Here is a 15,830-nt window from a genome sequence, read left to right as displayed (position 1 = left end):
GACGTGAGCCGTTCCGCTCCGGGCGGCGACACGCCGAGCAGGTCCTTGGCTCTGCGGGCGGGGGCGCTTACGTTGCCTCGAAGAGGATCAGTGGTTGACATAACTGTAAGCCTCTAGTAGAGGGTGAGGGTTCCATCCCTGACCCCCGCCGGAGCACCGACGTCGACCACTGGCCTGGCCAAGCCGTGTGGGGCCGGCCCATGCCAATCTCGAGGGGAAAGGACCGGAGATGACACCTCCGCACAACTACCTGGCGGTCATCAAGGTCGTCGGCATCGGGGGCGGCGGCGTCAACGCCGTCAACCGGATGATCGAGGTTGGGCTCAAGGGCGTCGAGTTCATCGCGATCAACACCGACGCGCAGGCGCTGCTGATGAGCGACGCCGACGTCAAGCTCGACGTCGGCCGGGAGCTGACCCGCGGGCTCGGCGCGGGCGCCAATCCGGACGTCGGCAAGAACGCCGCCGAGGACCACCGCGACGAGATCGAGGAGGTGCTCAAGGGCGCCGACATGGTCTTCGTGACCTGTGGCGAGGGTGGCGGCACCGGCACCGGCGGCGCGCCCGTGGTGGCGAACATCGCCCGCAAGCTCGGCGCGCTCACCATCGGTGTGGTGACCCGGCCGTTCTCGTTCGAGGGCAAGCGCCGCCAGGTGCAGGCCGAGGCGGGGATAGACGAGCTGCGCAACCAGTGCGACACGCTGATCGTCATCCCCAACGACCGGCTGCTGGCGCTCGGCGACCGCAACATCAGCATGATGGACGCGTTCCGCACCGCCGACCAGGTGCTCCTCTCCGGTGTGCAGGGCATCACCGACCTGATCACCACGCCGGGTCTGATCAACCTGGACTTCGCCGACGTGAAGAGCGTGATGAGCGGCGCGGGCAGCGCCCTGATGGGCATCGGCAGCGCCCGGGGCGAGAACCGCGCGGTCGAGGCGGCCGAGGCGGCCATCTCCAGCCCGCTGCTGGAGCAGAGCATGGACGGCGCCCGCGGGGTGCTGCTCTCCATCGCTGGCGGCTCCGACCTCGGCCTGTTCGAGATCAACGACGCGGCGCAGCTGGTCACCGACGCGGCCCACCCGGACGCGAACATCATCTTCGGCGCGGTCATCGACGACGCCCTCGGCGACGAGGTGCGGGTCACCGTGATCGCGGCCGGCTTCGACGGCGGCACGCCGGCCTACAAGGCGGCCGAGCCGGGCCGGAAGACCAACCAGAACCAGCCGGCCCCGCAGAGCCCGCCGGTCACGCCGCCGGCCGCCATGCCGGCGCCGCAGCAGTCGCCCCGTCGGGTGCTCTTCGACGACGTCGACGTGCCCGACTTCCTCAAGAACGGGTCCTGAGCGCCGCCGATGACCGACAGCTCGACCACGGTCCGGCCGGACCGCCGGGCCGAACTCGCGGCCGGCCTGGCCCGGGTTCAGGCCCGGATCGCGGACGCGTGCGACGCGGCCGGCCGGGACCGCGCCGACGTCACGATGATCGCCGTCACCAAGACCTACCCGGCCGGCGACGTGCTGGCGCTGGCCGGCCTCGGGGTGACCGACATGGGGGAGAACCGGGACCAGGAGGCGGGCGAGAAGGCCGCCGCGGTGGCGGCGGCCGGCGCGTCGCCGCGCTGGCACTTCATCGGCCGGTTGCAACGCAACAAGGCCCGGTCGGTGGTCCGGTACGCCGACGTGGTGCACTCGGTGGACAGCGTCCGGCTGGCCCGGGCGCTGGACACCGCGGCGAGCACCCGGGACAGTCCGCTGGCGGCGCTGGTCCAGGTGAGCGTCGACGGTGACCCGGCCCGGGGCGGCGCGCTGCCCGGCTCGGCCGATCCGGACGTCGGGTTGGACGCGGTCGCCGAGGCGCTGGCGGTGGCGCCGGCGCTGCGGCTGGCCGGGCTGATGGCGGTGGCGCCGCTGGGCTGGGAGCCGGAGCGGGCCTTCGCCCGGCTGGCGGAGGTGGCCGCCGCGTTCCGCGCGGTCCATCCCGGAGCCACCGAACTCTCGGCGGGTATGAGCGGCGACCTGGAAATCGCGATCAGATACGGCGCGACACATGTCCGCGTCGGTAGCGCGTTGCTCGGAATGCGCCCCACGCTGCGGTAGCCTGACCGCGAAAGAAGCAAATTACATCTGTGTTGTTTTCAGGAACGGCATCCCGTTGTCGGGGGTCGTGGCGCGCGACGCGAATCGCGCGCCAGGGGATTGCCGTTCCGGTCCAGTGGGCAGAGAAGTCCACTCGCGACAGGCGACACGGCACGGGGGCGTGTGCCGCACGGCGGACGGAAGGGCGCGGGATGGGTGCACTGCGCAAGGCGGGGGTCTGGCTCGGTCTGGTCGAAGAGGACGACGAGCGGGCCTACGACGACGGTGGCTACGAAAAGGGGGGCTACCGCGAGTCGCGCTACCGGCAGAGCCGGTACGCCGAGGAGTTCGCCGAGGACGACGAGGACGACACCGAGGAGCCGCCGGCGCCGCGTCCCCGGGTGGGGGAGCGTGGCCGGCTCGGCGAGCGGGCTGGTCGGGCGACCGAGTCCGAGCGGGTCGAGGTCGAGCGGCCGGAGCGGGTCGAACGCTCCAGCGTCCGGTCGATCACCCGGTCGACCGGCGACACCTCGGGTGCGCTGACCTACCACACCCGGGACAACCTGGCCCTGGCCCCGCAGACGTCGCCCCGGGAGCGGGCGGTGGTCGCCGACGAGGAGCAGCGCTACCAGATCACCACGCTGCACCCGACCACCTACCGGGAGGCTCGGACCATCGGTGAGCACTTCCGCGACGGCGTTCCGGTGATCATCAACCTCACCGAGATGGACGAGGCGGACGCCCGCCGTCTGGTGGACTTCGCCGCCGGGCTGGCGTTCGGGCTGCGCGGTACGATCGAGCGCGTGACCAATCGGGTGTTCCTGCTCTCACCGGCCAACGTCCAGGTCACCGCGGAGGACAAGGCCAAGATCGCTGAGGGCGGCTTTTTCAGTCTGAGTTGACCCCGCCCGACCCGAGGGACGTCGCCTGCCGTGTTGTCGATCCTGCTGCAAGTTCTGTACCTGATCCTGTACGTCTTCCTGCTCCTTCTTCTGTCCCGGTTTGTCCTGAGCGCCGTGCTCCAGTACGGCCGCCGGTGGCAACCGGGGCGTGGGGCATCGGCGGGACTGGAATCCGTGTGGAGCGTCACTGATCCCCCTCTCAGCGCGTTGAGGCGTGTGATCCCTCCGCTGCGAATTGGTACCGTGAGCATCGACCTGGCCTCCCTTGTGCTCCTGGTTATCCTGTTCGTGCTGATGGAGTTCGTGTTAGAGCCGTCGATCATCAGGACCGCCTGATGACCGACGCGCTATCGCGGCCGCAACTGACCCGAGGAGTTTCGATGCCGCTGACCCCGGCCGACGTACACAACGTCGCCTTCAAAAAGCCGCCGATCGGCAAGCGGGGGTATGACGAGGAGGAGGTCGACGCCTTCCTTGACGAGGTCGAGCGCGAGCTCGCCCGTCTCATCGAGGAGAACAACGAGCTGCGCGCCCAGGTGGAGCGCGGCGGCCGTGGTGGCGCCCCCGCCGGCCCCGGCGGCGACGCCCGTCTCGCGGCGGAGCTCAACGACGTCAAGGCCCAGCTCGACCGGGTGCAGCGTGACAAGGCAGCGGCCGAGCAGGCCGCCCGCGCGATGCAGGCCGAGCTGGAGCAGGTCCGCGCGACCGGTGGCCCGGCCGTCACCGGTGACGGTGAGCAGCAGGCGCTGCGGGTGCTGATGATGGCCCAGCGGACGGCCGACGACCACGTCTCCGACGCCCGTCGCGAGGCCGACCAGCTGCTCTCCGAGGCCCGCTCGAAGGCCGAAGAGGTGACCCGCGAGGCGCGGGCGAAGGCTGACGCGCTGGAGCGCGACGCCCGCCAGCGGCACCAGGAGGCCATGGGCGGCCTGGACGCCAAGCGCACCGCGCTGCAGAAGCACATCGAAGAGCTCAAGCAGTTCGAGCGCGAGTACCGCACCCGGCTCAAGGCCTACCTGGAGAGCCAGCTGCGCGACCTGGACGGCCGCGGTCAGGGCCTGGAGGCCGAGATGACCCGCTCCGAGGGCAACCGGGCCGCCGGCGGCAACGGGCTGGCCACCGCCGGCCTCGCCGGCTCCTACGGTGGCGGTCGCTCCGGTGCTCTCGAGGCCGGTCGCTGATCTCCGGTCGGCGGCCGTCGGGAACGATGGCGGTCGCCGACCGCGTCTGGATGGTACGACGCGGCGGGGGTGAGCCGTGATAGTCGCAAGTCTCCTGCTCATCCTCGTCGCCGTGGCGCTGCTGGTGCTCGGCCTGGCCGGGGGCTCCAGCCTCATGCTGATCATCTCGATCGGGGCCAGTCTGCTGGCCGCCGTCGCGTTGGTGGTGGGTGCCCGCCAGGCAGCCACCAGCCGGACGACGGCGGGCCCGGATCCGTCCGGTCCGTGGCAGCCGGAAGCCTCCCGCCCGGCCGACCCGGCCGCGCCGCGGGTCGCGTACGGCCCGCCGCTGGCGGAGCCGGAGATCCCGGTCCAGCACGTTCCTTCGACTGTCGGTACCGGCGGCACCGGGTGGCGGCAACCACCCGAGGCCCCGGCCGACGACGAACCCTCCCCGGGCGCTGCCGCCGCCGGGACCTACGACGACGAGCCGGCCGCGCAGCCGGTCACGCCCGCCGAGGAAGCCCGGCTGGCCCGGCTCGTGGACGAGGTCCGGGTGGTCGACGGCAGGCCCCGCTACCACCTCGACGACTGCGCCCACCTGGTCGGGCGGACGCACGAGCCGCTGCCGGTGGCCGAGGCGGTCGAGCTGGGCTTCACCCCGTGCCTGCGCTGCGCGCCGGCCGCCGTCCTGCTCGCCGACGCCCGGCCGTACTGAGCGGGAGAACTCATCGTGCCCGCCGACGACACTCTCACGGTGGCGGTACGGGTGAAGCCCGGCGCCGCCCGGGCCCGGGTCGGCGGCTGCTTCGACGGGCCGCACGGCCCCGCCCTGGTGATCGCGGTGAACGCGCCAGCCGTCGACGGCCGGGCCACCGAGGCCGCCCGCCGGGCGCTGGCCGGCGCGCTCGGCGTACGCGCCGCCGCGGTGTCGCTGCGCACCGGCGCGGCCAGCCGGGACAAGCTCTTCCTCGTGGAACGGCCCGGCCCCGAGCTGCCCGGCGTGCTGCGCCGGCTGCGCGACGGATCCGGCGAGTGAGGAACGCCCGGGCCAGGCGGTCGTGACGCCCGGGCTCGATCTCGCGCTGCTGATCGGCGCGGCCGTGCTGCTGGTGGCGGTCGGCGCCGTCCGGCTCTCCAGCCGGCTGGGGGTGCCCAGCCTCCTCGTCTACCTGGCCATGGGCGTGGGGATCGGCGAGGCCGGGCTGGGCATCCGGTTCGACGACGTCGAGCTGACCCGGGCGCTCGGCTTCTGCGCGCTGATCGTGATCATCGCCGAGGGCGGGTTGACCGCTCGGTGGAGCACGTTGCGCCCGGTGCTCGGGCTCTCCGCCGCGCTCTCCACCGTCGGCGTGCTGGTCAGCATCGTGGTGGTCGGGGTAGCCGTGCACCTGTTGCTCGGGCTGGACTGGCGGCTGGCGCTGCTCTACGGCGCGGTGCTCTCCTCCACCGACGCGGCGGCGGTCTTCGCCACCCTGCGCCGACTGCGCCTGCCGCCCCGGCTGGTGGCCACCCTGGAGGCCGAGTCGGGGATGAACGACGCCCCGGTGGTGCTGCTCGTGGTGCTGCTCTCCCGGGAGGGCGCCGGTCATCCCTGGTGGTACGAGGTCGGGCTGGTCGGCTACGAGCTGGCGGCCGGCGCGGCGGTCGGGGTGGGTGCCGGGCTCGCCGGGCGGTGGGCGTTGCGCCGGGCGGCGCTGCCCTCGGCGGGGCTGTACCCCATCGCCGTGGTCGGCTTCACCGTGCTGGCGTACGCCGTCGGCGCGGTGCTGCACGCCTCCGGCTTCCTCGCCGTCTACGTCGCCGGGGTGCTGCTCGGCAACGCCCGACTGCCGCACCGGCAGGCGATCCTCGGCTTCGCCGACGGGCTGGCCTGGCTGGCGCAGATCGGCCTGTTCGTGCTGCTCGGGCTGCTGGTCTCGCCGGGGCGGCTGGACGCCGCGGTGCTCCCCGCGGTGGTCGCCGGGCTGGCCCTGGTACTGGCCGCCCGGCCGCTGTCGGTGGCGGTCGCCGCGCTGCCGTTCCGGGTCGGGGTGCGCGAGCAGGCGTTCCTGTCCTGGGCCGGGCTGCGTGGCGCGGTGCCGATCGTGCTGGCCACCATTCCGCTCTCCGAGCGGGTGCCCGGCGCGGCCCGGCTCTTCGACGCGGTGTTCGTGCTGGTGGTGATCTTCACGCTGGTGCAGACCACGACGCTGGCGCCGCTCGCCCGCCGGCTCAGGGTCACCGCGCCGGCCGAGGCGACGGAGATCCACGTCGAGACCGCTCCGTTGGAGCGGATGCGGGCCGACCTGCTCCAGTTGGAGGTGCCGCCGGGATCACGGCTGGCCGGGGTGCACGTCGACGAGCTGCGGCTGCCGCCGGGCGCGTCGGTGACCCTGGTGCTGCGCGACGGGGTCGGTTTCGTGCCGGTCCCGGACACCCGGTTGAAGACCGGCGACAGTCTGTTGATCGTGGCCATCGGTGGGGTCCGCGACGAGGTCGAACGGCGGCTGCGGGCGGTCAGCCGGCGGGGTCGGCTGGCCCGTTGGTTTGGCGAGTACGGCAATGATCGGGACGGTTGATCTGCTAGCGTTCCTTTTGTCCCGGTTAGGTGGGACTCGAGGCTGAATAGCGGTGCGTCGGTGCGGCACGTTGTCGGACGCCGATACGTTCCGTATTCTTGCCAACCTCCGGAGTGCGCGGCCGTTGTCGCCGCGCGCCCCTTTTCGTACCTGGGGGTGCCTGGTCGGTGCCCCCTGTCCAGGTGCCGCGGACCGCCGCGGTTCCGCGGCCGAGGGAGCGACGATGGCGAAGCCAGCCGACACCAGGACAGCCGGCCGAAAGCCGGTGGCGAGGCCCACCCGCAGCGCCGCGGAGACCGAGAAGATCCAGGCGGCCCTGGCGGCGCGGCGGGACGAGCTTCGCGCCGAGTACGATCAGACGCTGAGCGAGATCACCGAGCTGCAGCGCGATCGGCTGACCGACTCGGCCGGGGACGACCAGGCCGACACCGGGACCAAGACGTTCGAGCGGGAGCAGGAGATCTCTCTCGCCAACAGCATCCTGGAACGGATCACGCAGGTCGAGCGCGCGCTGGAGCGGCTCGATGAGGGTGGCTACGGCTGGTGCGAGCGGTGCGGCAACCCGATCCCGGTGGAGCGGCTCGCCGCCTTCCCGTCGGCGACCCTCTGCGTGACCTGCAAGCAGCTGGAGGAGCGGCGCTGAGGTCCGTTCCCCGGCGGCGATGGAGACGGTGAACGATCACCGCCGAGTGTCGATGGGGAGCAGATGAGCGCAGCACCGTCCGCCGGATCCGGCCGGGCCGAAGAGGCCGACCGCAAGCCCCGGCCCCGGGCCGTCGCGATCCTCGCCGGCACCGCGCTGGTCGCCTTCCTGGCCGACCTGACCACCAAGCATCTCGCCCTGGCCAACCTGTCCGACCACGAGCCGGTCCGGATTCTCGGCGGGTTCATCTACCTCAGCCTGATCCGCAACAGCGGCGCCGCCTGGAGCATCGGCTCCGACTACACCTGGGTCTTCCCACTGATCACCATCGGCGTGATCGGCTGGATCGTCTGGATGGCGCTGCGGCTGCGGTCGATGCCCTGGGCGATCTCGCTCGGGCTGGTGCTCGGCGGGGCACTCGGCAACCTGGCGGACCGGATCTTCCGGGCCCCCAGCCCCTTCCACGGTCACGTGGTCGACATGATCAGCGTCTTCGGGCCGTTCGGCGAGTACTTCCCGGTCTTCAACCTGGCGGACAGCTCGCTGGTCTGCGGCGTGATCCTCGCCGTGCTGCTGGAACTCACCGGCCGCCAGCGCGACGGCGGGCGGGTGACCCGCGAGGGGCGTCCGGTCGACGCGGGCGACGGTCAGGCGACCGCCGCCGAGCAGCGGGAGCGCGCGTGACCTCCGCGTTCGCCGCCGGGGGCGACCACCGTTCGCTGCCGGTGCCGGACGGCCTCGACAGCATGCGGCTGGACCAGGCGGTGTCCCGGCTCTTCGGTCTCTCCCGCACCGCCGCCGCGGCCCTGGTGGACTCCGGCGACGCGCTGGTCGACGGGGTGGTCCGGGCCAACTCGTACAAGGTCAAGGCCGGTTCGTGGCTGGAGGTGACCCTGCCCGCGCCCGTCGCTCCGCCGACCGTGGTGCCGCAGGCGGTGCCCGGTCTGCGGGTGGTCCACGCCGACGATGACATCGTGGTGGTGGACAAGCCGGTCGGCGTGGCGGCACATCCCAGCCCCGGCTGGACCGGCCCGACCGTGATCGGCGCGCTGGCCGCGATCGGCCACCGCATCTCCACCAGCGGCGCCGCCGAGCGGCAGGGAGTGGTGCACCGGCTCGACGTGGGCACCACCGGGATCATGGTGGTGGCCAAGAGCGAGCAGGCCTACACCGCGCTCAAGCGGGCGTTCAAGTACCGCGAGGTGGAGAAGCGCTACCACGCGGTGGTGCAGGGCCACCCGGACCCGCTTCGCGGCACCATCGACGCCCCGATCGACCGGCACCCCACCCACGACTACCGCTGGGCGGTGGTCTCCGGCGGCAAGCCGAGCATCACCCACTACGACACCCTGGAGGCGTTCCCGGCCGCCAGCCTGCTCGACGTGCGGCTGGAGACCGGCCGGACACACCAGATCCGGGTGCACTTCTCCACGCTGCGCCACCCCTGTGTGGGCGACCTCACCTACGGCGCCGACCCGACGCTGTCCGGCCGGCTCAAGCTGGACCGACAGTGGCTGCATGCCCGCGAGTTGAGCTTCGAGCACCCCCGAACGGGGGACGAGGTCCGCTTCGTCAGCGACTACCCTGACGACCTGGAACGCGCGCTCCGGATCCTCCGCGACTGAGCGGCGGCCCGTCCGACACCGACCGACGAGGGGACCAGCCCGTGCGCGCCGGCGATCTGCTGCGCCAGCTTGACCAACGGCTGCTGCCGCCCCTGACCCGGGCGGTCAGGCGCCTCGCCGACACCTCGTCCCGGCCGCGGATGCTCACCTCCACGGCGCTGCTGTCGGTGGCGGCGGTGCTGCTCACCGCCGTCTGGGCCGCCGGTGACCGCCGCCCGGTGGGTGACCCGACCGTCGGCGAGGTGACCCGGGTCGGGGTCGTCGACGGCGACTCCGTGCCGGGCTACCTGCGGGCCGCGGCCGCCGACCTGGCGGCCCTGCCCACGGCCGCGCCGAGCGGGGCCGACGGCACCTACGCGCTGGTCTCGCTGGAGACCTACCTGCCGCCGCAGCGGCTCGCGGCGGTGCTCGGCGACGTGTCGGTCTCCGAGGTCTTCGGGCGGGTGCCGCTGCCCGGCCGGCAGACCGAGATCGTCCGGATCCCGGCGCTGCGCATCCCCGACGACGTGGTCGCCGGGATGGCCGAGCTGGCCGCGCGCAAGGACCAGGAGGCCGCCGACTACCGGGCCCGCGCCACCGCGTCCGCCGGCGACGCCGACGTGCGTCAGGTGTACGCCAGCGGCGCCGAGGTGGCCGCGGCGGAGGCGGACGCCTACCGCTCCGGGTGCGCCTGCGTCTACGCCGCGGTGGTCCGTGCCCAGCCGGCGGCGCTGCGCGCGGTGGCCGGCCGGCAGACCGTGCGGTCGGTCGACCCGGCGCCGGAGGTGCGTCGGCTGGACCGGACGGTCTTCACCCCGCCGCTGCCCGAGCAGCAGGAGGTGGTCCGCCCACCGGCGGACACCGCGCTACCCACGGCGACCGCGGACGGGCCCGGCAGCCCCTCGGCGACGCCCTCGGCCACCCCGACGGTGGGCGAATCGTCGGAACCCGCACCGGTCGTGACGGATCCGGCACCCGAGCCGGCGTCGACGACGCCGTCCGTGGCCCCGCCGCCGACCCCCGTCACCTCGCCCGACGCAACCGGTGCCGAGGCCGCGGAGCCGACCACGTCGTGATCGGAGACCGGCGGATTGGGCAGGATGGTGTGGTCCGAATAGGGTTTCCTTCGTAGCCTGTTTGATGGAGATTGATCGCGCTGGGGAGGGCGAGCCGTGGAGGGCAGCGAGACCGGCTGGGGTCGGCCGGCCGAACCGGCACCGCGGTGGCGGGCGCTGCTCGACCGGGCCCGGCTCGCCGGCCGGGGCAGTGAGCAGCCCGATTCCGACCGACGGGTCGAGGATCCACTGCCTCCCGCCGAGCCGCTGCCGCGGCGGTCGCACGACGGCTACGCCGGGCGGGCGCAGGCCGTGAGCCCGCCGGTGGAGCAGCCCTACGGCGCGGATCCTGGTTACCGGGCCGAGGCCACCTACCGGGTGGATCCCGCCTACCGGGCGGAGCCGGCGTACCGGCCCGAGCCGACCTACCAGCCGGAGCAGACCTACCAGCCCGAGCCGACCTATCAGCCTGGACGCGGCTACCAGCCCGAGCCCGGCTACCCCGCCGAGCCGGCCTACCGGGTGCCGGAGCCGCGCCGGCCGGACCCGGTCGAGTCGCGCTACGCGTTGCTGGAGAACGGTTACCGGCCCGATCCGCCGGTGGAGTCCCGCTACGCGTTGCTGGAGAACGGCTACCGACCCGAGGGCCGTGCGGCCGCCCCGGCGCCGCCGCCCGCCCCCGCGCCGCCGGCCGCGCCGCCCCCGGCGCTCGCACCACCCCCGGCGGTCGTCGACCGGGGCTATCCGGCCCGGGTCGACTGGCGCCCGCCGGCCGCCGACCCGGAATTGGAACGGGCCACCGCGCTGCTGCGCCGGGAGTTCGGCACCCCACGGGTGCTCGCCTTCGCCAATCCCAAGGGCGGGGTGCACAAGACCACCGCCACGGTGCTCGCCGCGGCGACCGTCGGCAGCGTCCGCGGCCGGGGCGTGCTGGCCTGGGACGACAACGAGCTGCGCGGCACGCTCGGGCTGCGCGCCGGCAGCGCCCGGCACGCCCGGACCATCCGCCACCTGATCACCGATCTGGCCCAGATCGAGATCCTCGAGGGCAACACCCTGCTCGAGCACCTCGACGACTACCTGCGGCACGCCTCCGACAACTCCTACGACGTGCTGGCCGGGGAGGAGAGCCCTCGGTTCGCCCAGCGGCTGGACCAGTTCACCGTCCGGCGGGTGCTGGAGCTGCTCCGGCGTACCCACGAGGTGGTCTGCGTCGACACCGGCAACAACGTCGAGAGCCCGAACTGGCGCACCGTGATGCAGGCGGCGGACCAGTTGGTGGTGACCACGGTGCCCCGCGAGGACGCGGCGTTCAGCGCCGACTGGATGCTCGACCTGCTGCACGAGGTGGGCATGGGCGAGCTGGCCGACAACGCGGTCACCCTGATCTCCTGCCCGACGCCCGGCCGGTCGACGTTGCAGGACGACCTGGAGCGGCACTTCGCCACCCGTACCCGCGCGGTCGCGGTGGTGCCGTACGACCCGGCGCTGGAGACCGGGTCGTCGATCGAGTACCACCAGCTCCAGCCGGCGACCCGGGACGCCTGGCTGAAGGCCGCCGCGATGATGTTGGAGCCGTTCGCCCGGTGAGGGTGTGTGCCGCCACCGGCGCCCCCGCCCGTCCGCCCGCCTGAGAGGATCATCGGGTGAGCCCGGACACCCCCGACCCCGACCGGTCCGCCGCCCAGCCCGGCGAGGCCGACCGCGCCACCCCGCCCGCCCACGAATCCGCCCCGGCGGACCCCCCGCCCGGGCCGCAGGCCACGCCGGGACCGCAGGCTGGTCTGCCGGGTCCGCAGGCCACCCGGCCCGGTGCGGAGCCGACGCCGCCCGACCCGCAGGCCGATAGGCCCGACCCGCAGGCCACGCCGCCCGGTGCGCAGGCCGGTCCGCCCAATGTTCAGGCCGGTCCGCTGGTCTCGCCGCCCGGCGCCGAGGCCGGTTGGGGCGGTCCGGAGGCCGGACCGCCCGCCTGGGCCTACCCGGCCGACCGCACGCCGACGGCGGAGACCGGGTCGCGGCGACGGGCCGCGGTGCTCGCCGTCGGGGCCGGCCTGGCGCTGGCCGTGCTCGGCGCGCCGCTCGGCCTGCTCTGGGCGGCCGTCGCTCCGGACACTCCCGTGATCAAGACCGCCGAGGGCGCGGTCTACGCCCAGCCGCAACCGGAGCAGCCGATCGCGGCGGACGGCTGGTTCAGCCTGCTCGGCCTCGGCTTCGGGGTGCTGGCCGCGCTCGCCCTCTGGTTCCTGCTGCGCCGGCGGCGCGGCCCGGTCGGGCTGGTCGCCGCCGTGCTCGGCGCCTTCGCCGCCGGGCTGGTGGCCTGGCAGCTGGGGCGGCGGATCGGGCTGTCCCGCTTCGACCAACTGCTGGCCAGCGCGCCGGAGGGGCAGGGCTTCGGCAAGCCGTCCGACCTGCGGGCCGGTGGGATCGACTGGGTGCTCGGGGTGCTGCCGGTGCCGCACGGCAACCTGCTGCTGCCCGCGTTCGGCGCCGCCATCACGTACACCCTGCTGGCCGGCTGGTCCCGGTGGCCGTCGCTGCGCCCGGAGCCCGACGCCGCCGACCTCAGTTGGGTGTCGGCGGCGACGCCAACTCCGCCAGCGGCACCGGAACCGCCCGCACCTGGCGCAGCAGAGCCGCCTCGCGGTTGAGCAGCCGCAACTCGGCCCGGAGCCGGGCCGCGGTGTCGTCGATGGCGAGCAGCCGCTGCCGGTCGTCGACGGTCAGCGCCGCCGTCGCGGCGACCAGGTGGGACAGTACGGTCGGATCCTCCGGCAGCTGCTCGGAGATCTCCTCGGGGTCGGCCCGGATCAGACCGAGGTACTGCCGGAACACCGCGATCACCCGGGCGGCCAGCAGGTCGGCGACCTCGTCCGGGCCGCCCGGCTCGGGCAGCCACTCCACGTCGGCCGTCAGGTAGGGCGCGGACTTCTCGTCGACGTCGGCGATCCGGAACCGCCGTCGCCCGACGGTCACGATGTCGAAGCCGCCGTCGGCCAACTCGGTGACCTGCCGCAGCTCGGCGGTGCAGCCCACCTCGTGCAGCGTCACGTCGCCGCCGGCCGGCGTCGGCCGGGCGCCGGGCCCGGCCGGGGCGACCTCCCAGCCGGCCTGGATGGCGACCACGCCGAACTCGCGCGGGGCACCCTCGGGGAGCCCGACCAGGTGTCGGACCAGGGCGCGGTAACGCTCCTCGAAGATGTGCAGCGGCAGTACCAACCCGGGAAAGAGCACCGTTGCGAGGGGGAACACCGGCAGCCGCGCAGTCACGCCGTCGAGCCTAGCCGGATCCGGATCCGGCGGCGGGTCCCGGCCCACCGTCGCGCCGGCCGGGCGTCCCCGGACCGCTGCGGTGGGATGCGGGTGTCCCGGCTCACCGTCCCGTGGTACGGGCGGTCCCGGCCCGCCCCGGCCCGGCCGCCTAGACTCGCAAGGGTGTTGAATCGGATCGACCTGCGCGGTGGTCTTCGTGACCCGCGCCGCCTGCTGCCCCGTGCCCAGCTCGACGTCTCCGTGGCCGTCGAGCGGATCCGGCCCGTCGTGGAGGCGGTCCGGGAGCATGGCTACCCGGCGATCCGGGAGGCGAGTGAGCGGTTCGACGGGGTCTGCCCCGAGGTGCTGCGGGTGCCCGTCGAGACGATCGCCGCCGCGGAGGGGACCCTCGACCCGGAGGTCCGGGCCGCGCTGCTGGAGTCCATCAGCCGGGCCCGCCGGGTGCACGCCGACCAGCGGCGTACCGACCACACCACCCAGGTGGTGCCCGGCGGCACGGTGACCGAGCGCTGGGTGCCGGTCGACCGGGTCGGGCTCTACGTCCCGGGCGGCCTGGCCATGTACCCGTCGACCGTGGTGATGAACGTGGTGCCGGCCCAGGCGGCCGGGGTCCACTCGCTGGTGGTGGTGAGCCCGCCGCAGAAGGACAACGGCGGCCTGCCCGACCCGCGGGTGCTCGCCGCGTGCGCGCTGCTCGGCGTCGACGAGGTCTACGCCGTCGGTGGCGCCCAGGCGGTGGCGATGCTCGCGTACGGGGCGGCGGTCGACGCGGCCGGCGAGGCGCACTGCACGCCGGTCGACATGATCACCGGCCCGGGCAACATCTGGGTCACCGCGGCGAAGCGGCTGCTGCGCGGCGTGGTGGGCATCGACGCCGAGGCCGGCCCGACCGAGATCGCCATCCTGGCCGACGACACCGCCGACCCGGTGCACGTGGCGGCCGACCTGATCAGCCAGGCCGAGCACGACCCCCTCGCCGCGAGTGTCCTGGTCACCCCCTCGGTCGAGCTGGTCGAGGCGGTGGAGCGCGAGCTGGCTCGGCAGGTGCCGGCGACCAAGCACGCCGAGCGGGTCACCACCGCGCTGACCGGCGAGCAGAGCGGCGTGGTGCTGGTCGACGACCTCGACGCCGGGCTGCGGGTGGTCGACGCGTACGCCGCCGAGCACCTGGAGATCCAGACCCGGGACGCCCGGGATTGGGCGCTGCGGGTGCGCAACGCCGGCGCCATCTTCGTCGGCGCCTGGTCGCCGGTGTCGCTCGGCGACTACTGCGCCGGCTCCAACCACGTGCTGCCCACCGGCGGCTGCGCCCGACACTCCTCCGGGCTCTCCGTGCAGTCCTTCCTGCGCGGCATCCACCTGGTCGAATACACGTCTCAGGCGCTGCGCGAGGTGGCTCCGCACGTGGTCACCCTGGCCACGGTGGAGGACCTGCCGGCGCACGGCCAGGCTGTCAGCGCCCGCTTCGCCGGGGGCTCGGCATGACCACGCTGGACGATCTGCCGCTCCGCGACGACCTGCGCGGGCTGTCGCCGTACGGGGCGCCGCAGCTGGACGTGCCGGTGCGGCTGAACACCAACGAGAACTCCTACCCGGTGCCGGAGGCGGTGGCGGAGGCGATCGGCAAGGCCCTCGCCGCCGAGCTGCGCGACCTCAACCGCTACCCCGACCGGGACGCGGTCGCGCTCCGTGCCGACCTGGCCGGCTACCTCGGGCACGGACTCACCGTCGACCACCTCTGGGCGGCGAACGGCTCCAACGAGATCCAGCAGCAGCTGCTCCAGGCGTTCGGCGGGCCGGGACGCAGCGCGCTCGGCTTCACGCCGGCGTACTCGATGCACCCGCTGCTGGCCCTCGGCACCGGCACCCGGTGGGTGCCCGCCCGGCGCGGCGTCGACTTCGGGCTGACCGCCGACGAGGCGGTGGCCCAGGTCCGCGAGCACCGGCCGGACGTGGTCTTCCTCTGCTCGCCGAACAATCCCACCGGCACCGCGCTGGACCCGGCCGTGGTGGCCGCGGTGCTCGACGCGGCGCCGGGCATGGTGGTGGTGGACGAGGCGTACGCCGAGTTCGCCCGGCCCGGCACGGTGAGCGCGCTCGCGGTGCTGCCCGGGCACCCCCGGCTGGTGGTGACCCGGACGATGAGCAAGGCGTTCGGCTTCGCCGGTGGGCGGTTGGGCTACCTCGCCGCCGACCCGGCGGTGGTGCAGGCGGTGCAGCTGGTCCGGTTGCCGTACCACCTCTCGGCGCTCACCCAGGCCGCCGCCCGGGCGGCGCTGGCCCACCGCGACGCCCTGCTCGGCACGGTCGCCGCGATCATGGCCCAGCGCGACCGGATCGTCGCCGAGCTGCGCGGCCGCGGCGTGCGGGTCGCCGACAGTGACGCCAATTTCGTACTCTTCGAGGTCGGTGGCGACCAGGCCGCCGCCTGGCGGGCCCTGCTGGAGCGGGGCGTGCTGGTGCGCGACGTCGGCCTGCCCGGGTGGCTGCGGGTCACCGCGGGCACCCCCACCGAGACCGACGCCTTCCTGTCGGCGATGGAGAAGCTCTGATGG

17 protein-coding genes are annotated in these 15,830 nt (G+C 74.0%); 16 read left to right on the top strand and 1 reads right to left on the bottom strand.

What is annotated here, in order from left to right:
* Positions 1-229: 229 nt before the first annotated feature.
* From ftsZ to ACIBBA_RS18055, 14 genes are all read left to right on the top strand, one after another.
* A complete protein-coding gene (ftsZ, locus tag ACIBBA_RS18120; RefSeq protein WP_350872417.1) occupies positions 230-1,345 on the top strand; it encodes a cell division protein FtsZ in 1,116 nt (371 codons plus the stop codon).
* Positions 1,346-1,354: 9 nt separating this feature from the next.
* Positions 1,355-2,098, top strand: a complete 744-nt coding sequence (locus tag ACIBBA_RS18115; protein WP_396698529.1) for a YggS family pyridoxal phosphate-dependent enzyme — start codon at positions 1,355-1,357, stop codon at positions 2,096-2,098.
* 191 nt (positions 2,099-2,289) lie between these two features.
* Entirely contained in the window at positions 2,290-2,979 is a 690-nt protein-coding gene (locus tag ACIBBA_RS18110) for a cell division protein SepF (protein ID WP_396698527.1), read from the top strand.
* A 30-nt stretch (positions 2,980-3,009) separates the two neighbouring features.
* Positions 3,010-3,315, top strand: a complete 306-nt coding sequence (locus ACIBBA_RS18105) for a YggT family protein (protein WP_281573071.1) — start codon at positions 3,010-3,012, stop codon at positions 3,313-3,315.
* Between the two features lie 44 nt (positions 3,316-3,359).
* Positions 3,360-4,160: a DivIVA domain-containing protein gene (locus tag ACIBBA_RS18100; RefSeq protein ID WP_350872423.1), complete on the top strand. Its 801-nt coding sequence runs from the start codon at positions 3,360-3,362 to the stop codon at positions 4,158-4,160.
* Between the two features lie 76 nt (positions 4,161-4,236).
* The gene (locus tag ACIBBA_RS18095) at positions 4,237-4,857 is read left to right on the top strand and encodes a hypothetical protein (protein WP_396698525.1); all 621 of its coding nucleotides are present in this window, start codon (positions 4,237-4,239) and stop codon (positions 4,855-4,857) included.
* A gap of 15 nt (positions 4,858-4,872) precedes the next feature.
* Positions 4,873-5,178, top strand: coding sequence for a DUF167 domain-containing protein (locus ACIBBA_RS18090; protein WP_350872427.1), 306 nt, complete (start codon positions 4,873-4,875; stop codon positions 5,176-5,178).
* A gap of 22 nt (positions 5,179-5,200) precedes the next feature.
* Positions 5,201-6,700 carry a potassium/proton antiporter gene (locus ACIBBA_RS18085; RefSeq protein ID WP_396698523.1) on the top strand — a complete coding sequence of 500 codons (1,500 nt, stop codon included), beginning with the start codon at positions 5,201-5,203 and terminating at the stop codon, positions 6,698-6,700.
* 223 nt (positions 6,701-6,923) lie between these two features.
* Entirely contained in the window at positions 6,924-7,343 is a 420-nt protein-coding gene (locus ACIBBA_RS18080; protein ID WP_396698521.1) for a TraR/DksA family transcriptional regulator, read from the top strand.
* Positions 7,344-7,406: 63 nt separating this feature from the next.
* Positions 7,407-8,027, top strand: coding sequence for a signal peptidase II (gene lspA / locus ACIBBA_RS18075; protein ID WP_396698519.1), 621 nt, complete (start codon positions 7,407-7,409; stop codon positions 8,025-8,027).
* Positions 8,024-8,968 carry an RluA family pseudouridine synthase gene (locus ACIBBA_RS18070; RefSeq protein ID WP_396698517.1) on the top strand — a complete coding sequence of 315 codons (945 nt, stop codon included), beginning with the start codon at positions 8,024-8,026 and terminating at the stop codon, positions 8,966-8,968. Before lspA ends, ACIBBA_RS18070 begins: the two co-directional genes overlap by 4 nt.
* Before the next feature lie 41 nt (positions 8,969-9,009).
* Positions 9,010-10,023 carry a hypothetical protein gene (locus ACIBBA_RS18065; protein ID WP_396698515.1) on the top strand — a complete coding sequence of 338 codons (1,014 nt, stop codon included), beginning with the start codon at positions 9,010-9,012 and terminating at the stop codon, positions 10,021-10,023.
* Positions 10,024-10,119: 96 nt separating this feature from the next.
* Positions 10,120-11,592: an AAA family ATPase gene (locus ACIBBA_RS18060; RefSeq protein ID WP_396698513.1), complete on the top strand. Its 1,473-nt coding sequence runs from the start codon at positions 10,120-10,122 to the stop codon at positions 11,590-11,592.
* A gap of 194 nt (positions 11,593-11,786) precedes the next feature.
* Positions 11,787-12,653: a DUF2567 domain-containing protein gene (locus ACIBBA_RS18055; RefSeq protein ID WP_396698573.1), complete on the top strand. Its 867-nt coding sequence runs from the start codon at positions 11,787-11,789 to the stop codon at positions 12,651-12,653.
* Here the strand turns inward: ACIBBA_RS18055 and ACIBBA_RS18050 are convergent.
* The gene (locus tag ACIBBA_RS18050; protein WP_350872443.1) at positions 12,568-13,272 is read right to left on the bottom strand and encodes an LON peptidase substrate-binding domain-containing protein; all 705 of its coding nucleotides are present in this window, start codon (positions 13,270-13,272) and stop codon (positions 12,568-12,570) included. The genes ACIBBA_RS18055 and ACIBBA_RS18050 overlap by 86 nt on opposite strands.
* 165 nt (positions 13,273-13,437) lie before the next feature.
* Here ACIBBA_RS18050 and hisD point away from each other — a divergent pair, with 165 nt between their 5' ends.
* The gene (gene hisD / locus ACIBBA_RS18045) at positions 13,438-14,760 is read left to right on the top strand and encodes a histidinol dehydrogenase (RefSeq protein ID WP_396698510.1); all 1,323 of its coding nucleotides are present in this window, start codon (positions 13,438-13,440) and stop codon (positions 14,758-14,760) included.
* A complete protein-coding gene (locus ACIBBA_RS18040) occupies positions 14,757-15,827 on the top strand; it encodes a histidinol-phosphate transaminase (protein WP_396698508.1) in 1,071 nt (356 codons plus the stop codon). Before hisD ends, ACIBBA_RS18040 begins: the two co-directional genes overlap by 4 nt.
* The last annotated feature ends 3 nt before the right edge of the window (positions 15,828-15,830 follow it).

Origin of the sequence: Micromonospora sp. NPDC051006, from assembly GCF_044456245.1 — a bacterium.
Classification (GTDB): domain Bacteria; phylum Actinomycetota; class Actinomycetes; order Mycobacteriales; family Micromonosporaceae; genus Micromonospora.
This window is presented reverse-complemented; position numbering and strand designations above follow the sequence as displayed.

Excerpts from the sequence above, each read along its gene's own strand:
- ftsZ (WP_350872417.1), top strand. The coding sequence starts at position 230 with ATGACACCTCCGCACAACTACCTGGCGGTCATCAAGGTCGTCGGCATC.
- ACIBBA_RS18115 (WP_396698529.1), top strand. The coding sequence starts at position 1,355 with ATGACCGACAGCTCGACCACGGTCCGGCCGGACCGCCGGGCCGAACTC.
- ACIBBA_RS18110 (WP_396698527.1), top strand. The coding sequence starts at position 2,290 with ATGGGTGCACTGCGCAAGGCGGGGGTCTGGCTCGGTCTGGTCGAAGAG.
- ACIBBA_RS18100 (WP_350872423.1), top strand. The coding sequence starts at position 3,360 with ATGCCGCTGACCCCGGCCGACGTACACAACGTCGCCTTCAAAAAGCCG.
- ACIBBA_RS18080 (WP_396698521.1), top strand. The coding sequence starts at position 6,924 with ATGGCGAAGCCAGCCGACACCAGGACAGCCGGCCGAAAGCCGGTGGCG.
- lspA (WP_396698519.1), top strand. The coding sequence starts at position 7,407 with ATGAGCGCAGCACCGTCCGCCGGATCCGGCCGGGCCGAAGAGGCCGAC.
- ACIBBA_RS18040 (WP_396698508.1), top strand. The coding sequence starts at position 14,757 with ATGACCACGCTGGACGATCTGCCGCTCCGCGACGACCTGCGCGGGCTG.